Here is a 23447-nt window from a genome sequence, read left to right as displayed (position 1 = left end):
AAGATGAAACAACTGTTGAAAAGTTTTTAAGAGAATCCACAGCAAATAAAAATAAAATTGCAATCACAACAGATTTAGATAAAAAATATACATCAATTATCCCAAAACTAGGTTTTAAACACCAATTATGTATTTTCCATACTAAAAAAAACTTTAAACAAACAATTAAAAAATTTTAAAGACAAAAATCGCATTCCAGACGAAGAATATCAAGAACGTCATAAACAACTGAAAATGATCAAAGATTTATTCAATTTAAATGACATTGATGAATTCAAAAATGAAGTACAATCTTTAATTTATCGTAAAAGATGATTTTCATCCAGTTATTCATAAAATAATTAGAAAATTCATTTTCCCAAGATATAAAAGCATCATTTATCACTTAAAAGATAAGAAAATTGAAAAAACAAGTAACAAAATTGAAAATGCTCTCCAAAAAACAATGCCAAAATCAAGAAAACGAACATTCAAGACCAAACGAGGCGTTTTAAAACGAATCTATCGCAGGGATCTCATTTGGAATGACAATCGCAAAAAGGATTTTGAAAATCAACAAAGTTTTTGAAAGAGTCATAGGATTTGATTTTTATTTTTCCTTTATTTAACCACAATATATCAATAACTTATCCGAATAAAATTTAAATTAATATAAAAGTCAATTTGACATTATAACTAATCAATTATGGTTATTTTTCGTATTTAAGATATAATAAAAATTTTTAAATATAATGCATAAATCTAATAAAAGATTGTTCGATGTTAATAGAATAACAATAGAATAAAAATAGCATAATACCTAATTCGTAATTGATATAGAATAGCATGTTACCCGATACTAATAGCCCGACATACATTGACGCATTCGCCTACGTCAAACGTAGCAAGAACCGTCAAAAGGTTGTCAAAATAATCGAAAAATCAAGAATGACTCCATCGGAAATTACAGAAACAATGAACGTAAGATTCTCACTGGTATCAAGAGTGCTACGAGAATTAAAAGACAAAGATATTGTCATGTGCCTTAATGAAAATGAAAAGACCGGCAAGCTATATAAACTAATTCGTCTTGGATTGCTAATATATTATGAACTTCAATATAAATAGCAAAAATTTTTTTTCGATAGCTAGCGCTATACTTCATTTTAAAAATTGTTAATAAATGACAATAATAAGATAATAAAATATAAAAAAATATCGTAATAAAAACTTATTTTCAATAGCTTGACCAACTTGCATTATCTGCAATGTTACCGTTAAAATAAACAATACCTATTTTTGACTTTCACTTTAACAGCTGCACATTAACATTAACGGCAATGGTTTTGGATTTGAAATCTGATTGTGGACTGCGATATATATGAACGGGTTTCAGAAAGTTAGTTCTGAATAGCTAATGGCCGATGTTAATGTTAATTATTGTTAGAAATTTTTAATTCTATCTGCAAATACATTATAAAATTCAACTGCTCTGCTAAGGTGCCATTTGATATTTTTTTCCCATGTAGATTCATTATTAACGTCTGTTTTTTTAAGTATTGATATATTTGAAGATTTTGTATTTTCTGAACTAATCCACTCAACTTCATATCCTAATTCTGATTCAATTTCATCTTTAGATTCAAAAAGATAATTAAATAATTCTTTACTATCTGGAATATATAATTGGACTTTTATTGCAGGTTTTTGTGTATTCATAATAAGTGAGATATGCCCTGAAGGTTTACCAATAGCTAAATCATACCAATGTTGTCCTCTAGGTTTTCTAGAATTAAATACAGGATAATTTTTATCAATTTCATCTTTAACTTTGGTCCAGTAATTATATTGTAACATACTTGTAGAAGTCATCTCATTATCCAAACTTCTTTTAACTGTTTTACTCCAATTATTTGGGCTTGAGACTATTTGGAATTTAGGAGCCATATCTGAGTTCCCAATCTTCCATAATTCTATTCTACATAAAAAGATATTAATCTCTTCGTCTGTATGTTCATTTAACCAGTCAATAGCTTGTCTGTGTTCTTCACGTGCTTCTTTAACAATCCATATAATAGTTTTTGCATCGTGACCTGAAGCATAGGTGATAATCTTTCCTAAGTGATCATGATTTGTTGCTTCAAGTTGGTTTTCAATAATAATTTTATTATTAGTATTGGCTTCAACTGCTAGGATATCTGTACTGAATGAACCGGTTTTTGCTTCAGTAGAAACTAATTCAATATCAATACCAATTTCTTCACTTAATGTATTTAGGTTTTCTTCTTTAGCTAACCATTTGGTGAAATCATTCGCTTCATGTTTCCAGACAGAACGCAAATCTTTAACTTTTTCTAATTTACCTAATTTCATTTTATCCACCAATTATTTTTCAATTATTTTCTTTTTCATAGCTGCAAATTCTTCGTCTGTTAATAATCCTTCTTTATACATTTCCATAACTTCTTTTAATTCATTTGTAGTTGAATTGTTTTCTTCAGAAGCATTATTAGTGTTTTCATTTTCTGCATAATCTAAGCCCCAACCAGTTTCTTCATTTTGGCTGCCTGTTGCCCTTTCATTAACTAATCTAAGGAAATCCTCATTAGCTTGTTTCACTTCTTTTCTTAATCTTAATTTGTTTTGAGTAATTAAACTAATTTGTATTACCTGATTTTCTAAAAGAATTAGTCTTAAATATTCAGAAAATTTTCCATTAACATATTTATCGTCTGTTGCTCTAATAATGTTATCAAATGGAATTCTTAAATCTTTTCCGTCAGCTTGTGCATTTTTAAGCACTACTCCTTTTTCTACAACTTGAATTATGGTATTTAATGATTTTCTTTTTTCTTCTGTTTTGACTCCGCTAGTCATTGCCAATCCTACAACACCCCAACTCCATGCTGCCATTCCTTTCATTGCAGGACTTTGTGTTTTAATTTTTAATTCTGTTTCGGGGAAAATGACTTTACATTTAACACCATATTCAACATTATATTTATTGTTTTTTTCCTCTTCCATTTCTTTTTGTATTTGAAGATTTTTTTCTCTGGCTTTTCTACCAGATTCTTTTAATCTGTCTCTAAGACCCATTTTAACTCAATCCCTTGTATAAATAATAATTTGTATATATGTTGTTTATTTTTATTTTACTACTAAATTAATTTTTACTATACATATAAAATAATCAATGTTAATGTTGATTAAATCAATAGCTACTTTTTCTTTTTGTTTTAATTGATTGACTTTAACATTAACGGTCGTGTTTTGGAAAATAGATTTTGATTTGCGACCTCGATATATATGCAAGGGTTTCAGAAATTAAGTTTTGAATTGGTGATGGGGAGGTGTTAAGTGATTATGGAAATTCACTGGATATCTCATGATATTTATCGCTAACAATAGCTACAAAGTCTTTTATATCACCTTTAACCTCCAATGTGTTAAAGTCCACTTCTTTGAGATATCCTATTTCATGTATCTCTTCAGGAGCATCTGTTTCTATAATGCTGTACCATCCCATTATCATTAATGGTTTATCTTTTGGAAATTTTTTTAAAACTTCAATTGCTTCGCCACAATTCATGTTATCACCTTAAATGGAATATAAATCTGTAAATATCCAACTTGGATCGTATGCTATAACATATCCATCTTCACACCAGATGGATCTAACATTACCTGAAGTTGAATCTGCTACTGCTGCAGGGTCACGGTTGATCCAGTTTCCTGAAGTATGTTTCTTATGTCTCAGCCTTAATCTGATATGGCCAGTACCGCTGACACGACACTTGACGTGGATGAACTGTATATCGTAGCCCAATGATTTGGCGATACGGTAATATACCTGTCCCCAGTCTACACAGTTGGAACCTTTACCTTTACTTGCGTCATTGATGGTTTGCTTATCTGTTTTCTGTGAATCGAAGTATTTGCTATATAGTTTCTTCTTTGCTATAATAGCTAAGGCCTCATCTATGGTATTGCCTTTATAGTTGAAGGTTTTGATAAAGAACTTCATTGTGGTATCGTTATAGTCAGGAAGCTTTGACATCCTATATACAATAGCTGGAAGTCTTTTGTTGGCGGTAATGTAGGCTTCAGTTCTTATGGCCATGTCAATGTATTCTGCTTTATCTATCTGAAGGCCGTTTTTTAATGTCACATCATTATGTAATTCTATTAGTATATTTATATAAACCAGCATATAAAGTTTAGGTATTCCTAAATAATAAAAAAAGAAGAAAAAAATAAAGATGAAATATCTTTATTTGTTAATTATTGGTGATGATGCGTTTGGTGATGAAACTGTCATGTTGTTGTATTCATCTATTGTTTTTGCATAGTTTGTGTCTTTGTGATCTTCATTGAATTTGAAATAATGGTGTTCGTATAATAAGTGACTGGACCAGTTTGGGTTTTCAGTTCCGTAGTAGTTTTGACTTATTTTGTCGAATTCACCGTATGTGTAGACGATTAATCCTTCATTTCCTCTTTCTGCAGTATTTTTCTCGAAGATATTGTGGATTAAATCAACATGTGAATTGGTATTATCTAAGTAAATTGCTCCTCCATTTAATTTTGCAGTGTTGTTTATGAATTTTGAGTTTTTGATGGTGGATTTTCCTTCGTTTTTGATGAATATTGCTCCTCCGTAGCTTTCTGCATAATTGTTTTCAAATGTACTATTGTTACAATCAATGTTCAAACAAAATATTGCTCCTCCATTCTCATATGGTTCTAATGCTCCTCCAAAATGATCTGCTTTGTTATTTTTAAATATTGAAGATTCAACAATTAGTTTTCCGTTTGCATTGATTGCTCCTCCATTAAATGGGGATGTGTTGTTTATGAATTTTGAGTTTTTGATGGTGGATACTTCTTTGTCGTTGATATAGATTGCTTCTGCGTACTTTTTTTGCTTTGTTGTTTTCAAATGTGCAGTTATTGCAGGTTATTGTTCCACAGTATATTGCTCCTCCTTGTGAAGTAGATGGGGACCATGAGTTATTTGCTTGATTGTTTTTAAATAGGGAGTTGTATACTTCAATGTTCTTTTTACTATATATTGCTCCTCCGTTGTAGTCATCTGCTTTGTTGTTTGTGAATTTTGAGTTTTTGATGGTGGATTTTCCTTTGTTATTGATGTAGATTGCTCCTCCATAGTCATAAGCATGGTTGTTATCAAAAATACATTTGTCACAGTCTATGTTTGTACAGTAGATTGCTCCTGCGTAACATTGGCTAATAGCGCCTGCAGCTTCATTAATTATGAATATGGATGAGGTTGCTGTGACTTTTGCATCAGCATATATTGCTCCTCCATCAGTTTTTGCTTTGTTTTTTGTGAAGTTACAGTTACTTACTCTTAAGTCTCCATTTGAGTAGATTGCACCACCATTGTTGTCTTTTGCCTGGTTATTTGTAAACTGTGTGTTTTTGATTGTGGATTCTGATTTAGTTTTGATGTAGATTGCTCCTCCGTAATCATCAGCATAGTTATTTTCAAAAATACATTTGTTACCTTCCATAGTTAAACAGAAGACTGCTCCTCCCCAGCATGAGTTAATCTTTGCTCCTGTTGCACCATTGTTAAGGAATAAATCTGAATCTGCGATGATTTTTCCCCAATATGCTGCTCCTCCATCAATTTCTGCTGTATTTTTAATAAATTTACAATGGCTAGCGTGGATTACATATAAGTCTCCATCAACTTTCTGGTAGAGTGCTCCTCCATTGTCATTTGCATGGTTGTTTTCAAAATAACATCTTAAACAATCTATATTGGGCTGTAAATTGCTCCACCATTTTTTGCTTGGTTATTTGTGAAGTGTGAATCTGAGATTTCGCCTTGTCCTCCGTCAATGTAGACTGCTCCTCCATCATCTCCTGCTTTGTTGTTTTTGAATCTTGAGTTTTGGACATGTGCTCCATATCCTCCATTAATTGCTCCTCCTAGGTTTGAAGCATAGTTGTTTTCAAATGTACAATTATTACAATATACGTCTACACATGATATTGCTCCTCCACTTAGTTCTGCATTGTTTCTTATGAATTTTGAATTTCTGATTTCTGTTTTGTCTCCGTCGTGGATGTAGATTGCTCCTGCGTCGTCATTTGAATAGTTGTCTTCAAAAGTACAGTTGTTACATTTTAAGTTAGTACAGTATATTGCACCACCATATTGGTCTCTTCCCCATGTTCCTGATGCACGATTGTTTTTAAACATTGAGTCAGATATGTCGAGGTTACCATTATAATTAAATATTGCTCCTCCTCTATCAGATGCTTTATTGTTGGTGAACTCACATTTTTTGACGGTTAAATATTTATCAGCGTAGATTGCTGCTCCTTCGTCACAGTCCCCATTTATTAGTTTTAAATTTTGGATAGTAACATAATTTGCAGGTATGTAAAATATTCTATAGTCTTCGTCCCAGTCAATTGTGTGTCCCTGTCCGTCGATGGTAATTTTGTTGGTTTTGATATTTAGTGTGTCTTTGAGTTTAATATTAGATCCAAGTTTGATTGTGTCTCCTTCTTTACTTGTCTCTATTGCTTTTTTAAACTCTTCGTATGTTTTGTAGCCATCGTTATTTTCACTTTGACTTGTTTTTTCAAGATTTATGGTGATGTCATCAGTTTTTATATTGTCTGTGTGGTCGTTTGTCTTTATTGTAGTATTGTCTGCTGGAGATACTGCAGATAATGATATAATAAAAATAGAATTAGTCCTATAAAAATTATTTTCTTCATATGCTACCCATTATTTTTTTAAAATTTAGTTATACCTAAATTAAATCTATTTATTAATTATGTTTTTCATACATATAAAGTTTATGTATGCCTAAATTTTTATTCTTACAAAGCATTTATTAGTTTTCAAAACAAACTCTTTTTATGAGTCGAAAGTATCTAAGGGAAAACAAAAATTCTTTTAACATTGTCAAAAGTTCCAAGATTTATGCTAAAATAACTGCTTTTGAGGATGCTACTTTTATTCGTGATTTGCTTGTTGATAATGATTGGGATTTAGATAAAATACCTTCTGTTGTTATAAAAGATGAAGATTACTTGGTTTTAGCTGTAATTGATGAAAAACTCCATCTTCTTGAGAAATTTGATACAAAACCTGATGATTCAACAATTGATAACTTAATCAAACAGTTTAGGAGAAATCCAAACAATTCAAAGTATGGTCTTAACATTACAAGAGTTTTTGACACATTTATAATCAAAAAACAGATTTTTGGAGATGAATATATCTTCGGATACTATGATAATCTTGAGGATGCTCAGTTTGTTCGAAACTTCCTTTTAGATAATGACTGGAATGTTAATTCATTTGAAGAAATTGAATTTGACGATGAAATGAACACCTACAGAGTTATTAGTGTAATTGATGACAGAGTTTATGTTTTAGATAATTTCAACAACAAAAGTGAAATAAATCTTGAAAATGTCTATGAAGAATTCTTGGCTAAAATATCCAAGCACAAATATGGTCTTGCATCTCATGACTATCTTGAGGAGCTTAAAGACAAAATTCCTGATTTGGAAGAAAAATTCCAGGTTAAAACAAAAGATGAAAACTGGAGTTTTGATAACGTACGTGAAAATGAAAATGTCTTAAATCAAATAATTTTTAATCTAACACCGTTCCAGCAGGCAGTATTTGATGCAATTGGCGAAAATACTTCATATGAAGAGATTAAAAAGTCATTAATAAGATACAACTCCAAAAACTTCGATAAAAAGATTTCAAAAAACATTGAAGAGCTAATAAACCTTGATCTTATTAAAAAAACAGACGACACTTATTCAAAAACAAATTTATAAATATGATACAAAATTAATATTAAATTGTATTTAAGAAATTAAATACGTAGTTCTTTTTTGGTTTGAACTATAAAAGGGGAGTTTTGTTCATTCTCCCCTTTTTTTATGATTCTTATTTTTTATCGCTTAACAATTCTCCTGCAACACCAATGTCTTCAAATTCAAAACCTTGAACCAAAACAGTTATTGCATCAATTGGTAAGTCATATGCTTCAGCTACAACTTCAGATACTTTTTTAACCATTTCTCTTTTCTTTTCAGTACTAATTGAATTATTTCCTGCAATATTAATTACTGGCATTTTATCACCTGTTTAAACTATATTAAGTATCGAATATAAATAAATTATTAAATGGATTTGATATGATGCTTGGTGAAAAAGAACTTGTAAAACTGTTTCCGGACTTTGCTGACTTGGTACAGCCATCTGGAATTGATTTGGAACTCGATAAAATTTATACTCAGGAAAGTGAAGGCTCTTTAATTGATAATGAAAAAAATCTGCCTGAAATTAAGCCGATGGAAGGTGATGTTTACACCCTAAAACCACATACTGCATATCTTGCAAGTATTAAAAGGAAAATCAAAATTCCAAAAGGATACACAATGCTTTATCTTCCAAGATCAACACTTTTAAGGTCTTTTGTTTCAGTTCAAACTGCTGTGGGGGACCCTGGATTTTACGGAACACTTATGTTTATGATTTATAACCATGGGGATTTTGAATACAAAATAAAATCTGGAGACAGAATAGCTCAGGCAGTTGTATTTCCGGTTGAAGGCTCAGGAGAGTATAATGGTTCATATCAGGAGCTGGAAGAGTGAATGTAGCTGATAAAATCGTTGAAATTCTTGAAAGTGAGGGAATTAATCATGTTTTTGGAATTCCTGGCGAACAGATAATGCCTTTATACAAATCACTTTCCACTTCAAATATTGAACATATCCTAACAAGACATGAACAGTCAGCAGCACACGCAGCAGACGGATATTGCAGATCAAGTGGTAAAATTGGTGTTTGTATTGCAACAGCTTCTCCCGGAGCCTTAAACTTTACAATGGCACTAGCTACCGCATTTAAAGATAATGTTCCAATACTTGTTTTAACAGGAGATAATGATTTAAAATATCGTGGATCTGACCATTTTCAATCAACTCCGCAGGTTGAAATATTTAAAAATATCACAAGAGCATCATACAATCCGCTAAATGGAACAGAAGCAATGTATGTTTTAAGAGCAGCTATTTATGAGCTTAAAACAATGCCTAAAGGACCAATTCACATTAACTTATCAAAAGATGTTCTCATGCAGGAGGATTTCGATGACTTTGAGCTTTGCTATTTATGTGAAGATGACTTATCAAACATCTCAAAGGCTCAGGAATTAATTAACAAGGCACAAAAACCATTATTTATCGTAGGTGCAGGTGCAATTTCTCAAAAGGAAAACCTTGAAAAAATAGCTAAAACATACAAAATCCCTGTTACAACCACATATCATGCAAAAGGAATTATTTCAGAGGCTGATGATATTAATCTGGGGCTTGTGGGAATTCGCTCAACACCTCGTGCAAAATACGCATATGAAAATGCAGACTGTGTAATTGCACTTGGAATAAAAGCATCAGAAAGAACATTACCTCAAGTTTGTGATAATTTAATCCATGTAAACATAAATAAAGATGTTTTAATTGGTGATTATCCAATTCATGGTAAAGTTGAAGATTTCTTAGGTGAAATAAACTTTAAACAAGCGGACTGGTTAGATGAAATTTTAGAAATTAACAATAAAATTGAAATTGAAGGGTTAAACAAAGATTTAAAACCTCAGGCAGCTATTAAAAGAATTTTGGATAAATTTGAAAACAATATTATTGCTTCTGATGCAGGTTCACATACTACATGGACAACTCTTCTTAAAAAATCCCTAAAACCTTCTCAGCTATTGTTTTCAGGAGCAATGGCACCAATGGGATATGGTATTCCTGCAGCTATTGGAGCAAGCATTGCAACAGATGAAAAAGTCATTGTTATAAATGGAGATGGGGATTTCCAGATGAATCTCCAGGAATTGGCAACTATTCGTCAAAACAACTTGGATATTATCATTTTCATACTAAATAACTCAGAATATGGAATTATAAGACAATGGGAAGAATCAATGTATGATATGGATGCTTATCAGGTCAAATTGCAAAATCCTGACTTTACAAAACTAGCTTCAAGTTATAATATTGATTCTATAAGAGTAGATAACTTAAAAGACTTGGAATTTGTCTTAGAAAAAGAATTAAAAGGACCTCTTGTAGTTGAAGTTGTAGTTGAAAGTGAAGATATTCCACTTCCAAAATAGTTACATAAATGAAAATATTTCTATAGGTAGATAAATGACATTATCTTCCTTTACTATTTTTCTTGTAGTATTTGAGATAATTACACCATAAGGAGCTTTGTATTTTTTCATTGTAGTTTTTACCTGACTTTTATTCTTTTTTCCCCAGCTAACTTCAATTGGAACTGGAGTTTCTAATCCTTTCTGAACTAAAAAATCAACATTCTTTTTATTTGCATCATAATAAGTATTATACATTGTCTCGCTTCTGTTTTTAAGATTAAAAAAGCTTGATGCAACGTAATTTTCAAATAATTTTCCCATATATGCTTCTTTTGCTTCAAGATTTGCATTACCAAGGTTTGTTGACAGGATATGTTTTAGACTTGATGTTGCAAAATAATATTTAAATGGTTTTGTTGTTCTTTTAGCAGAGGATGTAAACGGTTCAATATGGAAAATTAGCTGTGTTTTTTCAAGCAGTTCCAAAATTTTGTTTATTGTCATTTTATTTGAGTCAAGATGATTTGCCATTGATCCTTTTGAGATTTCTCCAGGGTTTTGAAGAGCAAAGAAGTATAATAACTGGGATGCAAGATATGTGGTTTGTCCGTTTATCCCTTTAAGATTGTCAATATCTGTTGTTATTACCTTATTTATCATATCAATGACTGTTTTTATTGTTTCATTTGTATTTTGATTAAAGGATGATGGAAATCCTCCATATTGCATAAAACATTCCAATTCTTTTGGATTGTAATTTTTAAAAGAAGAATAAATGTTTAGAATTTCAATATCCAAATTTCTTTCAGGAAGTTTACCTGTAAAAATCAAATCAATAATTTCTTTTGAAATAGTATTTTTAAAGTAATCATATTTTAATTTAAGGTGTTGTGAGTAAGTCAATGGACAAACAGGCATTTTTAACATTCTTCTTGCTGAATCTGCATTGTATTCTAATTCCAGTGCTGATGAACCACTAAAAATCATAAATATGTTTTTTGATGTGTCATAAAGGATTTTACCAACAATTGACCAGTCCTTGTCATGTTGTGCTTCATCAATTAGAAGAAATATTTTTTTATCTATGCTTTCTACTGTAGCATTATGGAAAATGTCCAGATAGCTATTTATTCCATCCATGATTGAGCTATTGGACATTCTTTTTAGATTATCTCCGGTTATGTATAAAATATCAGTTGGACTAACCTGTTTTTCTTTTGTTAAATATTCATAAAGTTGAATTAGGATTGTGGTTTTTCCAACCCCTCTTATTCCCGGCAGGAGAAAATATCTGTTGTTGGTGTCCTCATCTAGAAAGGTGTTTATGTATTTAATCATTTCATAATAGTCTGCTCTGTGCTGGAATGTTTTGTTGTTGTGTTTTAAATCATCACTGAATTTGGTGGGTCTTATTAGAACTTGGTTTTGTATGTGTGTTTCTAAAGGGGAGTTCATTTTTTTCACCTGTTATTTATTCATATATAAGGAATAGTAAATTTATTTTTATTAGTTATTTATAAAGACTAGTAAATTTATGTTTATTAGTTATTTATAAAGACTAGTAAATTTATGTTTATTAGTTATTTATAAAGACTAGTAAATATAGTTTTAATAGTTATTTATAAAGACTAGTAAATTTATTTTTATTAGTTAAAAATATATTACAAAATTATTCTATCGATATCGAAGTTTAATTTGGTAATATCAAGAAAAAGTAGTGTTTTATAATATTTAAAAGTTTAGATGGTTTTTAATTCAATTTTTAAAGCTCAACATAACTTTTTACAATGCCTTCAACATTTACATCGTCGTCTAATGGTGCGAAATAGTATTCGTCATTTTCAGTGTAGATAATTCCTTTTGGTGTAATTGATGCAGAACCTATCTGATCGTTAATTTCAAGAATTTCTGTTTTAAATACGAATGTAAATCCGCAAACTTCACGAAATTCATATTCGTTAATTTCGTTTATTTTAAACTCTGAAATTAATTTTTTCATTTTATCGCACCCTTAATCAATGTTCTTACTTCTTTTTTAAGGACTAGTCTTATGACTGGGGGAATTAATTTTAGGATATTTATCTCAAGTTCATTGTCCCCATTTCCATCAAGAATGCTTCCATTAAATGATGGTTGTGCACTTAATTTTGCATTTTTATGTGATGAATTTACAATAATCATTAATGACCAAATGTATCCAATATATTTTGCAGTATCTACGTAGGAGTACATACCAAAAATTAGATGGTTTTCAAGTTTCTCGACTCTGATACATTTCATAGCTGATATTAAAAATGTCTTAAAATGACCAAAACAAGGTTTAGCTAATTTAAATAGCTCTTTTTTATCATCTTTTTTATCTTCTCCGGATTCTTCCTCTTCTTTTGGTTCTTCTTCGTCTTTTTTATCTTCTTTTTTAGCAGGTTGTGAGGATAGGAAATCTTTTGAGAAGACTTTGATTTTTCTTAAAATAGATATTTGTAAACATCCTTCAAGCTCAGGGCCTTTTTTATCATAAATAAGTGATATTTTAACACCAAAATAAAGTAAAATAATAATAAAAAGGATGATTATTGAGATAATCATCAGGAGGATGTTTAACATGTTCTATTCCTATTCTACTTTGACTTCAGTGGTTTCAAATTCAGGTTCAATGTATTCTGATTCGTCAATTTCGTCGTCATCTTTTTTTATGTGATTTTTGACTAAGTCGCTGATTAATAAACTTAAATCGGAAATTGCTTTGTTGGTTTGATTTCCTTTGCTTAAGTTAAGTACACGAACACCTTCGGAGTCGCTTCCTTTTTTAGGAACTACTACCATGGAAATAGGTTCTACTCCAGCACCAGCACCTGCTGCGCCGCCTTTGTCTTCTCCTAAGATGTTTTCTCCAACACCAAATCCAACACCCATTCTCATTACAGGAATTAAGAGTTTGTCTTCGGTTTCGATAGCTTTTCCAATAACGTTGTCTACACTGATAAGTTTACGTAATTCTTCGACAGTTACTTTGATATTTTCAGACATATTTTTCACATCCTTTATTATAGTTTCATTTGTTGTTTTTATTTAAAATATTTTTACTAATTTCAAGACATGTGTTTCAAGTGTAACTTTTCACTTATAACTTATTCTCCAAGAGGTGTATTTCAAGTGTAAAGTTAATGTAAAAAATATTTTACTATGATTTAAGTTCAAAAAAAAATAGGAAAACAGAATCATAAGTATGATTCTGCGATGGATGCTACACCAGCACCAGCATCTTCAATTACACCTAAACCTTTTAAGGTCATACCAATAGCAGCAAATGCTTGGGTTAATTCTTTGTAGGAAATGTTTCCCATGTGTCCAATTCTGAAGATGTTTCCTTTTAAGTGGTCTTGTCCACCAGCTAATTCTACACCATATTTGTCACGGGTAGTTCCTCTGAATTGATCATCAGTAATTCCTTCAGGCATTTTTACTGCGGTTACGGTTGCAGATGAAACAGCTTCATCAGCGAATAATTCTAAACCTAATGCTTTAACAGCTGCTACACTAGCTTCAGCAGCTTTGTGGTGACGTGCAACTCTTTCTTTGAGTCCTTCTTCTTTAATCATGTTTAAAGCTTCATTCATAGCATAAGTTAATGATACTGCAGGAGTGTACGGAGTTTGTGGTGGTACTTTGTCACCACTTTTTCTTGCAGCTTTCATATCTAAATAGAATGTAGGGGAGTCGATTTTGTCTGCAGCTGCCCATGCGTCATCACTTAATGTAATAGCTGCCATTCCAGGTGGTGCAGCGATACATTTTTGGGAACCGGTCACACAAACATCAATTCCGAATTTTTCAACATCTACGTAGTCTCCTCCAAGGGAAGATACGGTATCTACGATGTATAATGCATCGTAATTTTTCATTACTTTACCAATTTCCTCAATAGGTGCAGCTACTCCAGTAGAAGTTTCGTTGTGGATAACAGATACTGCTTTAATATCTTCATCTGCTTCTAAAGCTTCTTTGATTGCTTCAGGAGTTACAGCGGTACCCCATTCTACTGCTAATTCTTGGGTATCAATTCCATGAGTATTTGCGATTTTCATGAAACGTTCACCGAACTTTCCACCCACGACGTTGAGCATTTTTTCTCCAGGAGCAACGGTATTACTAATACCTGCTTCCATAGCTGCAGTTCCAGATCCTGTTAATAAGTAAGCATCATTAGAGGTTTGGAAAACATCGGCCATTAATTGGTTGGTTTCTGCTAAAATTTCTCCATATTTAGCTCCTCTATGGTTAACAACAGCTTTAGACATTGCAGCAAGCACTCTAGGATGTACTGTTGTTGGACCTGGAAGCATTAATAAAGTTTCATTCATTAAGTTTTCCTCCATCATAAAATATAATTTTTATATAGCTTATTGAAAGCTAATTAAATTTTTAATTTTCATTGTTTTTAAATATTTGGTAGTACATATAGTATTATAATGAATTTTTTTAACCAAAATGAAATTGAATACAAACTAATAATTAAATATGTAGTTGGACTATTTATTATGAACATTGGTATAGCTTTTTCAATTAAATCTAATTTAGGTTCAACACCTGTTGTTAGTGTACCTTATGCGATAAGTCTTATAACTGGTATTGACATTGGAATTTGTAATACTTTATTTCAATGCTTTTTGGTTTTAATTGAATTTATGCTTTTAAGAAGTGCTTTTCATCCAAAACATTTCCTTCAGGTGTTTGTCGGAATGCTATTTGGAGCATTTACTTCTATTTCAATGATTATATTAAGTATCATACCTCAAGCTAGTGTTTTGTGGGTTCAGATACTCTTTTTGATTTTAGGTATCCTATTTTTGGCATTCGGATTATTTTTGTATGTTCCAACAAATGTGGTTCCTGTTGCAGTTGACGGTTTAACACAGGCAGTGTCAATTACCACCAATCAGTCATTTACAAAAATAAAGGTAATTATGGATATTTCCTGGATTGTTATTTCATGGATTTTATCATTTGTTTTCCTTGGACACTTTGATGGAAGTGCAGGTATTGGAACAATAATTGCTGCTATGTCAATTGGAACAACCGTAAAACTAATGAATATGATTTATGCAAGATTTAGTGGTCAGGAAGCAGATTTAAAGAAAATGTAGTGATGATATGATAAAAAGAATATTGGCCTTTGTTTGTGGTTTGTTTTTAATGGCAATGGGAGTTGCTTTTTCAATTGTATCTCTTCTTGGAACAACTCCTATTAGTTCCATTTCATATTCCCTTGCCTTAATTACAAACATTGACATCGGAATTACTACATTTCTTTTTAACGCATCACTGATTGTAATTCAGTTTATTATTTTAAAATCAAAATTTCACAAAAAAAGACTGCTTCAGTTTATAAACTGTGTATTATTCGGGTATTTTACAGATGTAGCTCTTCACATTGTCTCATTTATACCATTTGACGCATCACTGTGGATGTGTGGGTTATTTTTAGTTATCAATATCTTTTTAACAGCATTTGGAATATTTGTCTACATGCCTGCAAATATTGCACCGCTTCCTGGAGAAGGATGTGTTGAAGCAATTGCAATTACTACCGGATGGAGATTTTCATCAATTAAAATAGCATTTGATGCTACAATGGTAGTTTTATCATTAATATTGTGTGGATTGTTTTATACAAATATTCTTGGAGCAGTTAATATTGGAACATTCATATCAGCATTTTTCGTCGGATTTACTTTAAGACAAATAAATAATTTATACGAATACTTGACTGGAAACAAGGTTAATGTTGTAAATAATCAATAAATTATATTAAAATTAAAAGCTAATAAATTATGTTAGTGAGGTTTAAATATGGAATTTGGGCTTTGGGAAAAATATTATGAAGAAATACTCGATGATTTTGGATTTTCAAGAAGTGGGGACGAAGAATCAGCAAAACTTCTCGATGAAATTTTATCAACACATGGATGTCTTACATTAGATGAGTTATCACAAATTGTAGGTTTTTCAGATAAATTCATCGTATTTGGAGCAGGACCATCTCTAAAAGAACATATTTTAATTCTAAAAGAAAACTATGACTTAAAAGATTACGTTTTAGTCTCAGCAGACGGAGCAACAACTGCTATGATCGAAGAAAAATTAGTTCCAGATATAGTTTGCACTGATTTAGATGGAAACCTTGATGATATTCTTCTTGCAAACATCAGAGGAGCAAATATTGCAATCCATGCTCACGGAGATAATATGGACAAAATAGCTACTCTTCCTTCATATTTCGACAGTGTAATTGGAACAACACAGTCTCAGCCTGTTGGAAACTTATACAACTTCGGAGGATTTACCGATGGTGACAGAGCACTATTTTTATGTGTAGCTCTTGGAGCATCCCAAATTACTCTTGCAGGAATGGACTTTGGAGATATGGTTACCAAATACTCAAGACCTAATCTTGAAGAAGATGTCGAAGAGGCTGATGAGTTTAAACGTAAAAAATTAATGTATGCTGAGAAATTCACAAATTGGATAGCTGAAAACGAATCTGTTGATGTAGTCAACTTGTTAGAATAATAATAAATAATACTTAAAATAAAATTAGATAATATGGGAATTGAAGATATTTTAATGTATGATGAAAGTTTATTTCAAAATATAAACGCTTTTGATCCGGATTATATGCCTCAAAACTATAATTTCAGAGATACACAAATGGAGGCAATGGCAATTTCAATAAGACCTGCAATGATTGGAGGTCAGCCATCAAATGCTATAGTTCTAGGATCACCTGCAACAGGAAAAACAACAGCAATAAGAAAAGTATTTGAACTTGTTGAAAAGAACACAGAAAAAGTTGTTTGTGTTTATATTAACTGTCAACTCCACACAACTCGTTTTGGAATATTTTCACAAATCTATAAGAAAATGTTTGGACATGTTCCACCTGAAACCGGAGTTCCATTTTCAAGAATATATGATCAAATCATGCAAAATCTTCAAAAAAACAATAAATCTCTTGTTATAGCATTAGATGATGTTAATTATTTATTCCAGTCAAAAACAGCAAACAAAGTATTCTATGATATGCTCAGAGCTTATGAAGAATATCCTGGAGTTAAAACAGCTATTTTTGCAATATTGTCTGATTTGGAATTTAAATATGCATTTGATAAAAATGTAAATTCTGTATTTATTCCACAAGAAATTCACTTCCCACTTTATTCATACTCAGAAATTGAAGATATTTTAAGAGACAGAGCAAAAGCAGGTTTCTTCCCAGGAGTACTTCCTGATGATATTTTAGAACAAATCGCAATGTATACTCATGAAAATGGTGATTTGAGAGTTGGAATTAACCTTTTAAAATCCTGCGGTAACTTTGCAGAAGCAAATGCAAGCCGTGAAATAACCCAGGAACATTTTGACCAAGCTATTGAATCATTAGTTTCAATTAATGTTGCTGAAACTTTGCATGCTCTAAACGATTCTGAAAAAGAATTATTAAAAATAATTGTTGAGTGGGATGGTGTTTGCAGGGCTGGTGAATTGGCTGAAATGTATAAGCAAAAAACAAATTCCAGTTATGCATCTTTCAATCGTCTTTTGGACAAATTAGAATTTGTCAGATTGGTTGATACCAAATTTACAGGAAAAGGGGTTAGAGGAAATTCTAGAGAAATTATATTGCGTTTTAACCCCGAGGAATATACTATCTAAATTTTTCCTGTATGAAATTAGTTTCTGTTAACATTAGATTATTGCATGGTAGGCCAGTATAATCTAATGTGCAGCTAGGGTTTGGTATTAAAATTAGGGAAAATCCATTTATAACAAGTATGGATTTTGAGCTGCAACAACAGAAATAACAGATAAAAGTAATGCTGCTATTACTACAAGCACTACCATGCAAGATTGAACGTCAATGTTTTTATAGTTGATTTCTTCTTTCAAACTACTTTTTTTCCTTAAATCTACTTGAATTGTGGTGTCATTATTTTCGAACATGTTAATCACTATATTTAAGATTGTTAAATAACTAATATAAAAAAAGAGTAAGAGAGCATTTGAAAAGTAATATTTTTGAGGTAAAATCATGGAAAAATTCGAATATTTTGAAGTAACTGCTGACATTGGCTTTAAAGCATATGGAAAAGATTTAAACGAAGCTTTTGAAAATGCAGGATTAGCTATTTTTAATATAATATCTGATACTAATGATATTGAACCAACAAAAGAAATATCATTTGAAATAGCCTCAGAAGATAATGTATCTATGTTATATGATTATCTTGAAGAACTTCTATTTTATCATGAAATTGAATTTATGTTATTTAGTGAATTTAGTGTTGAAATTGGTGATAACTTCTCTTTAAAAGCTACAATAAAAGGAGAAGAAATTAACTGGGATAAACACACAAGAAACTCAGAAATAAAAGCAATAACCTTCCATAAGATGGAAGTTTCAGATTCAACACCAGCAAAACTCCGGGCTATTGTTGACTTATAATACTATAAATAATATGAAAATATATTATCTATTATGAAAAGGACTAGGATTGTATCAAGAAATTTTGAAATGGTGCTTGGTATTGTAGGATCGGTTATAGGATTATTTTCCGGTTCCATGTTATTATTTTTAGGAGCACTTGGCAATATTCCAACTCCGTTTTTAGGATTTGTAGCTATTGCTGCTTCATTTTTAGGAATTATATCCAGTTTCTATGTTAAAAAGAATAATGAAACTGCAGGTATTGGATTTATAATTGCAACAATGTTTGTAATTGTAGGTTCAGAATACATTAATGTAATAAGTGCAATCTTTTTACTTGTTGCAGGAATTTCTTCATTATTTAGAAAATAATTAATTTACTTTTTTTAAATTTAAGCAAACTTTATTTATAATATTGTAAACAAACATTAAAACATAATAATTTTGTGATTTTTATGAGTATTAAAGATGAAATTAAAAAAGTTAGAGACAATGTTTATGAGATTCCAGGATCTTTTAATAAAAAAATGAGAGCTTCTGGAAGATTTTATATTGCTGATGAATACTTCGATGAACTTGAAGATGGAGCTATTGAACAAATCGTTAATGTAGCTTGTCTTCCTGGAGTTCAAAGATATTCTATTGGGCTTCCTGATATCCACTTTGGTTACGGATTTCCAATTGGTGGTGTAGCAGCATTTTCCTTAAGAAATGGTATTGTATCACCTGGTGGAGTAGGATTTGACATTAACTGTGGAGTTAGATTAATCAAATCCAATTTAAAAGTTGAAGATATCGAGGACAGCTTAGATGAGCTTACAGAAAAATTATTCAAAAACATTCCTTCTGGTGTTGGAAGTAAAGGTAAAATAAGACTAGAAGAAGACGAAATCAACGATGTACTTGACTATGGTGCACAATGGGCTGTTGATAATGGATATGGGTGGCCTGAAGATTTGGATGTTTTAGAAGAAAACGGAAGAATGGTTGATGCAAACTCAAGCATTGTATCTGAAAAAGCTAAAAAAAGAGGAATTCCACAATTAGGTTCTCTTGGTTCAGGTAACCACTTCTTAGAAGTCCAAGTTGTTGATGAAATCTACAATGAAGAAGTAGCAAAAGTCTTTGGCCTTGAAAAAGGAATGATTGTAGTTATGATTCACTCAGGTTCCAGAGGATGCGGTCACCAAGTATGTTCTGACTACTTAAGAGTGATGGATAAAGCTTATAAAAAATACAAAGTTAATATTGATGACAGACAATTAGCATGCGCACCACTTGACTCAAAAGAAGCACAAGATTATATCCAAGCTATGGCTGCGGCAGCTAATTATGCATGGGCAAACAGACAAATGATGACTCACTGGGTTCGTGAAACCTTTGAAGAAGTCTTAGGAAAATCCGCAAAAGATATGGAAATGGATATTGTCTACGATGTTGCTCATAACATTGCAAAAATGGAAACTCATAAAGTCTACAACCGTGAAGAAGAAGTATTAGTCCACAGAAAAGGTGCAACCCGTGCATTCGGACCTGGAAGAGAAGAAGTTCCTGAAAAATATAGAGCTGTCGGTCAGCCAGTATTAATCCCTGGAACAATGGGAACTGCATCATACGTTTTATGCGGAACAGATGTAGCAATGGAAGAAACATTCGGTTCAACCGCTCACGGTGCTGGAAGAGTTCTCTCAAGATCCAAAGCTAAAAAAGACTATGATCCTGATGAAATTACTGACGATTTAGCAGCAAAAGGTATCAAAATCAAAGCTACCAGTAAAACTGTAATTGCAGAAGAAGCTCCTGGTGCTTATAAAGATGTTGACAGCGTAGTTAGAGTATCTGACGAAACTGGTATTGCTAAACTCGTAGCTAAAGTTAAACCACTTTCAGTCTGCAAAGGATGATTATATGATTGGAATTATCGGTGGTAGTGGAGTATACGAAATTACCCAAAAAGCAGATTCATGTGTTGAAAAAATAGTTGAAACTGATTATGGGCAAGTAACAGTCTCTATTTTGGAAATATTTTCCAAAACTGTTGCTTTTATTCCTCGCCATGCAGCAGGTCACTCAATCCCACCACACAAAATCAATTACAGAGCAAACATTGATGCTTTAAAAAATGTGGGTGTTACTCAAATAATAGCTACTAACTCTGTTGGATCAATGAATACTGATATGGGTCCTGGAACCTTTGTAATTCCTGATGACTTTTTAGATTTCTCACAAAACAGAGCAAAAACCTTCTATGAAGACAAAGTAGTTCACATTGATGTTACCGAACCATATTGTCCAACATTAAGAGATATTTTGGCAAAATCCGGTGATGTAATTTTAGGTGGAACCTACGTATGTACAGAAGGACCACGTTTTGAAACTCCGGCTGAAATTAAAATGTTTAAAATGCTTGGAGGAGATTTAGTGGGAATGACTGGAGTTCCTGAAGTTAGCCTTGCTCGTGAAAGAGGAATCTGCTATAACTCAATTTGTATAGTATCCAATTATGCTGCAGGTATTTCTGATGACATATTAACCATCGATGAAGTATTTGAAATGGTTAGTCAAAAAGAATCAGAATTACTTGAATTGATTTATAACTTTATTAAAAATGCTGAAGACGCACCTGAGTGTGCATGTCGCCACGCATTAGATGGTGCTGAAGTATAGAGGTTAAATTATGCGATTAGCAGTTGTATCTTCTGATGGTGTAAATGTTGATTTACATCTTGGAAAAGCAAAATCTGTCTGCATATATGATTATGTGGACGATAATGTTAAATTCGTTGAAAAAAGAGATATTGAAATCGATGATAACTCAAAACATCAGGGAAATATAGTTATTAAAGCTTGCAGTGACTGTGATGTTTTGATTTCTGTTCAATATGGATTTAAAACCAAGGTTTTAGCTAACGAAGTTGGTATAAAACTTGTAATGGATGAAGGTACAATTGATGAAGTATTGCAAAGATACATTGATCATTATAACTTCATGCATAACTAATTTTCTCTTTTTTTATTTTAAAACAATTTTTTTAATTGATTACAATTCTTTTATTTTAAAAACTAAGTATTTTAAGTACTTTAATTAATAAAATAACTTCATAATATTTACTTAACTAGTGATGGGTATGTATAGGGAGTTAAAAGATGATGTTGATATTTTAAGAGAGGTTGCTCGAAAAAATATTAAAGGATTTTCTCAATTAATTGGTATGGGTAGTGAAGTTAAGGGATTGTATTCTAAACAATTTCAAGATGATGTGATTTATCTTTTAGATGATGGTACTCTATTGAATATTGAATTTCAAACATCAGTTCCTGAAAAAAGTACTATGAATATGATTAAATATTATTCGGCTGCACTACAGTATAATACAAACAAAACTGTGAAATCTTTGATTGTATACTCTGGAATGGATTTGTCTAGAGAACATATTGACAATTTAATGCAATCAACTGACTTTTTTCCAAAATGGTTTTTGTTTAAACAACATGATGCAGATAAAATTTTAAGTAATATTTATAATAAAATAGAAAATAATATTGGGATTAATTCATTGGATTGTTGTAATCTATCTTTAATTTTGTTGTTTGGAAGTAATCGTCGTCATTTTGATGTTATTAGTGATGCTTTTGATATTGTATTTGGTATAAACTCAATTTCGTTCGAACAAAAAGAAAATATTACAAATATTCAATATATGTTTGCAGATAAATTTTTACCCAAAAATGAAAGAGAAAAAATAGGAATTAAACATGGTAAGGCTAAAGCTACTCGTAAAATAGCTAAAAATCTTTTGGATGGTGGGTATTCAATTGAGGAGATTAGCAAAGTAACTGGCTTGTCTATCGATGAAATAAATAATTTATAATATTATTTATTTTTAATTTTTATAAAAAATTTAACTTATTTTTACAATTTCAAAAATCTTTATATATTATGAAAAAAATAACTAATAACAACCTTTATGGGCGGATTTTATAAATTAAAACTTAATTAACTGTATTCTCTTAAATTAAGCAGAGAATATATCATAATAGTCGAATTAATGATTGTAAATGTATAATTATTGGAAACCTATTTTACAATTTAGTTTAAGTGTTAAACTTAATTTAAAGACTATTCATAAAATTTTAATGGCGTAACGCTAAATTACTATATAATATATAATTAAAAACGGTCGATATAATGGCAAAAGCAAAAGCAAGACGTAGAGTACGTGATACATGGAAAGAAAAATCCTGGTATACTATTAAAACCCCAGTGAACTTTGAAGATAAAGAAATCGGAGAAACTCCAGCAAAAGATCCAGAACTTCTCATTGGTAGAGGAGTAGAAGTTACTATGAGAGAATTAACCGGAGACTTCTCAAAACAATACATCAAACTCAGATTTGAAATTGATAACGTTGCAGGTGAAGTTGCAAACACTAAATTCACCGGACACAAAACCACTACTGATTACGTAAGAAGTATGATTAGAAGAGGAACTTCCAGAATCGATGCTTCTACCATCGCAACTACTAAAGATGGACGTAAAGTAAAACTTCAAGTTCTCGCTGTAACTGTAAGAAGAGCTAAATCTTCCCAACAAAGATACATGAGAAAAGTTATCGAAGATTTACTCGTTGAAGCAGCAGCTGAAAAATCTTTCGATGATTTAATAAAAAGTGTTGTAACCGGTAAATTAGCTTCTGAAATTTATCACAACGCTAAAAAAATCTACCCACTTAAAAGAGTGGAAATTATCAAAAGTAAAGTAATCAAATAGGATTACTTTTCATTTCTCTTTTTTTATTTTAACT

Annotated in this window: 28 protein-coding genes; 14 read left to right on the top strand and 14 right to left on the bottom strand. The window is 31.2% G+C overall.

Annotation, left to right across the window (positions count from 1 at the left end):
* Positions 1–1422: 1422 nt before the first annotated feature.
* From PUD86_05335 to PUD86_05305, 7 genes are all read right to left on the bottom strand, one after another.
* Positions 1423–2352, bottom strand: a complete 930-nt coding sequence (locus PUD86_05335) for a DUF4268 domain-containing protein (protein MDD6776695.1) — start codon at positions 2350–2352, stop codon at positions 1423–1425.
* 12 nt (positions 2353–2364) lie between these two features.
* Complete coding sequence (locus PUD86_05330; protein ID MDD6776694.1) at positions 2365–3075, bottom strand: hypothetical protein; 711 nt, start codon at positions 3073–3075, stop codon at positions 2365–2367.
* Between the two features lie 265 nt (positions 3076–3340).
* A complete protein-coding gene (locus PUD86_05325) occupies positions 3341–3568 on the bottom strand; it encodes a hypothetical protein (GenBank protein ID MDD6776693.1) in 228 nt (75 codons plus the stop codon).
* A 9-nt stretch (positions 3569–3577) separates the two neighbouring features.
* Entirely contained in the window at positions 3578–4147 is a 570-nt protein-coding gene (locus tag PUD86_05320; GenBank protein ID MDD6776692.1) for a hypothetical protein, read from the bottom strand.
* Positions 4148–4249: 102 nt separating this feature from the next.
* Positions 4250–4918: a hypothetical protein gene (locus PUD86_05315; protein ID MDD6776691.1), complete on the bottom strand. Its 669-nt coding sequence runs from the start codon at positions 4916–4918 to the stop codon at positions 4250–4252.
* The gene (locus PUD86_05310) at positions 4812–5552 is read right to left on the bottom strand and encodes a hypothetical protein (GenBank protein ID MDD6776690.1); all 741 of its coding nucleotides are present in this window, start codon (positions 5550–5552) and stop codon (positions 4812–4814) included. The genes PUD86_05315 and PUD86_05310 overlap by 107 nt, the downstream gene beginning before the upstream one ends.
* 209 nt (positions 5553–5761) lie before the next feature.
* Positions 5762–6211: a hypothetical protein gene (locus tag PUD86_05305; protein ID MDD6776689.1), complete on the bottom strand. Its 450-nt coding sequence runs from the start codon at positions 6209–6211 to the stop codon at positions 5762–5764.
* 671 nt (positions 6212–6882) lie between these two features.
* Here PUD86_05305 and PUD86_05300 point away from each other — a divergent pair.
* On the top strand, positions 6883–7821 hold the full coding sequence (locus PUD86_05300; GenBank protein MDD6776688.1) for a hypothetical protein: 939 nt from the start codon (positions 6883–6885) through the stop codon (positions 7819–7821).
* Between the two features lie 112 nt (positions 7822–7933).
* On the opposite strand, the gene PUD86_05295 is transcribed toward PUD86_05300, so the two are convergent.
* Complete coding sequence (locus PUD86_05295) at positions 7934–8122, bottom strand: tautomerase family protein (GenBank protein MDD6776687.1); 189 nt, start codon at positions 8120–8122, stop codon at positions 7934–7936.
* 65 nt (positions 8123–8187) lie between these two features.
* On the opposite strand from PUD86_05295, the gene PUD86_05290 reads away from it, so the two are divergent.
* Together PUD86_05290 and PUD86_05285 are read left to right on the top strand one after the other, a co-directional pair.
* The gene (locus PUD86_05290; GenBank protein MDD6776686.1) at positions 8188–8646 is read left to right on the top strand and encodes a deoxyuridine 5'-triphosphate nucleotidohydrolase; all 459 of its coding nucleotides are present in this window, start codon (positions 8188–8190) and stop codon (positions 8644–8646) included.
* Positions 8643–10175 (top strand): thiamine pyrophosphate-binding protein, encoded by a 1533-nt coding sequence (locus PUD86_05285; GenBank protein MDD6776685.1) that lies wholly within the window; start codon positions 8643–8645, stop codon positions 10173–10175. Before PUD86_05290 ends, PUD86_05285 begins: the two co-directional genes overlap by 4 nt.
* Here PUD86_05285 and PUD86_05280 read toward each other — a convergent pair whose 3' ends face one another.
* The 5 genes from PUD86_05280 to PUD86_05260 all read right to left on the bottom strand — a co-directional run bounded on the left by PUD86_05280 (position 10176) and on the right by PUD86_05260 (position 14518).
* Positions 10176–11612 carry an AAA family ATPase gene (locus PUD86_05280; protein MDD6776684.1) on the bottom strand — a complete coding sequence of 479 codons (1437 nt, stop codon included), beginning with the start codon at positions 11610–11612 and terminating at the stop codon, positions 10176–10178.
* Between the two features lie 307 nt (positions 11613–11919).
* A complete protein-coding gene (locus PUD86_05275) occupies positions 11920–12156 on the bottom strand; it encodes a hypothetical protein (protein ID MDD6776683.1) in 237 nt (78 codons plus the stop codon).
* The gene (locus PUD86_05270; GenBank protein ID MDD6776682.1) at positions 12153–12743 is read right to left on the bottom strand and encodes a DUF2953 domain-containing protein; all 591 of its coding nucleotides are present in this window, start codon (positions 12741–12743) and stop codon (positions 12153–12155) included. Before PUD86_05270 ends, PUD86_05275 begins: the two co-directional genes overlap by 4 nt.
* A gap of 27 nt (positions 12744–12770) precedes the next feature.
* The gene (locus PUD86_05265) at positions 12771–13184 is read right to left on the bottom strand and encodes a spore germination protein GerW family protein (GenBank protein MDD6776681.1); all 414 of its coding nucleotides are present in this window, start codon (positions 13182–13184) and stop codon (positions 12771–12773) included.
* A 191-nt stretch (positions 13185–13375) separates the two neighbouring features.
* Positions 13376–14518: an alanine--glyoxylate aminotransferase family protein gene (locus PUD86_05260; GenBank protein MDD6776680.1), complete on the bottom strand. Its 1143-nt coding sequence runs from the start codon at positions 14516–14518 to the stop codon at positions 13376–13378.
* A 108-nt stretch (positions 14519–14626) separates the two neighbouring features.
* Here PUD86_05260 and PUD86_05255 point away from each other — a divergent pair, with 108 nt between their 5' ends.
* The 4 genes from PUD86_05255 to PUD86_05240 are packed head-to-tail and all read left to right on the top strand — an operon-like array spanning position 14627 to position 17870.
* The gene (locus tag PUD86_05255; protein MDD6776679.1) at positions 14627–15301 is read left to right on the top strand and encodes a DUF6198 family protein; all 675 of its coding nucleotides are present in this window, start codon (positions 14627–14629) and stop codon (positions 15299–15301) included.
* A 7-nt stretch (positions 15302–15308) separates the two neighbouring features.
* The gene (locus PUD86_05250; GenBank protein MDD6776678.1) at positions 15309–15959 is read left to right on the top strand and encodes a DUF6198 family protein; all 651 of its coding nucleotides are present in this window, start codon (positions 15309–15311) and stop codon (positions 15957–15959) included.
* A gap of 48 nt (positions 15960–16007) precedes the next feature.
* The gene (locus PUD86_05245) at positions 16008–16727 is read left to right on the top strand and encodes a DUF115 domain-containing protein (GenBank protein MDD6776677.1); all 720 of its coding nucleotides are present in this window, start codon (positions 16008–16010) and stop codon (positions 16725–16727) included.
* 33 nt (positions 16728–16760) lie between these two features.
* Entirely contained in the window at positions 16761–17870 is a 1110-nt protein-coding gene (locus tag PUD86_05240; GenBank protein MDD6776676.1) for an ORC1-type DNA replication protein, read from the top strand.
* 108 nt (positions 17871–17978) lie between these two features.
* Here the strand turns inward: PUD86_05240 and PUD86_05235 are convergent, their stop codons facing one another.
* Positions 17979–18158: a hypothetical protein gene (locus tag PUD86_05235; protein ID MDD6776675.1), complete on the bottom strand. Its 180-nt coding sequence runs from the start codon at positions 18156–18158 to the stop codon at positions 17979–17981.
* A gap of 88 nt (positions 18159–18246) precedes the next feature.
* Here PUD86_05235 and PUD86_05230 point away from each other — a divergent pair, with 88 nt between their 5' ends.
* The 7 genes from PUD86_05230 (at position 18247) to PUD86_05200 (ending at position 23413) form a co-directional block, all read left to right on the top strand.
* A complete protein-coding gene (locus PUD86_05230) occupies positions 18247–18660 on the top strand; it encodes an archease (GenBank protein MDD6776674.1) in 414 nt (137 codons plus the stop codon).
* A gap of 33 nt (positions 18661–18693) precedes the next feature.
* Positions 18694–19014, top strand: a complete 321-nt coding sequence (locus PUD86_05225) for a hypothetical protein (GenBank protein MDD6776673.1) — start codon at positions 18694–18696, stop codon at positions 19012–19014.
* 83 nt (positions 19015–19097) lie between these two features.
* The gene (locus PUD86_05220; GenBank protein MDD6776672.1) at positions 19098–20546 is read left to right on the top strand and encodes an RtcB family protein; all 1449 of its coding nucleotides are present in this window, start codon (positions 19098–19100) and stop codon (positions 20544–20546) included.
* 4 nt (positions 20547–20550) lie between these two features.
* Positions 20551–21309, top strand: a complete 759-nt coding sequence (mtnP, locus tag PUD86_05215) for an S-methyl-5'-thioadenosine phosphorylase (protein MDD6776671.1) — start codon at positions 20551–20553, stop codon at positions 21307–21309.
* 10 nt (positions 21310–21319) lie between these two features.
* The gene (locus PUD86_05210; protein MDD6776670.1) at positions 21320–21643 is read left to right on the top strand and encodes a NifB/NifX family molybdenum-iron cluster-binding protein; all 324 of its coding nucleotides are present in this window, start codon (positions 21320–21322) and stop codon (positions 21641–21643) included.
* Positions 21644–21770: 127 nt separating this feature from the next.
* Positions 21771–22514: a hypothetical protein gene (locus tag PUD86_05205; GenBank protein MDD6776669.1), complete on the top strand. Its 744-nt coding sequence runs from the start codon at positions 21771–21773 to the stop codon at positions 22512–22514.
* 317 nt (positions 22515–22831) lie between these two features.
* Positions 22832–23413 carry a 30S ribosomal protein S3ae gene (locus tag PUD86_05200; protein ID MDD6776668.1) on the top strand — a complete coding sequence of 194 codons (582 nt, stop codon included), beginning with the start codon at positions 22832–22834 and terminating at the stop codon, positions 23411–23413.
* Positions 23414–23447 lie beyond the last annotated feature (34 nt).

This window comes from Methanobacteriaceae archaeon (assembly GCA_029219465.1).
Lineage (GTDB): Archaea > Methanobacteriota > Methanobacteria > Methanobacteriales > Methanobacteriaceae > Methanocatella.
This window is presented reverse-complemented; position numbering and strand designations above follow the sequence as displayed.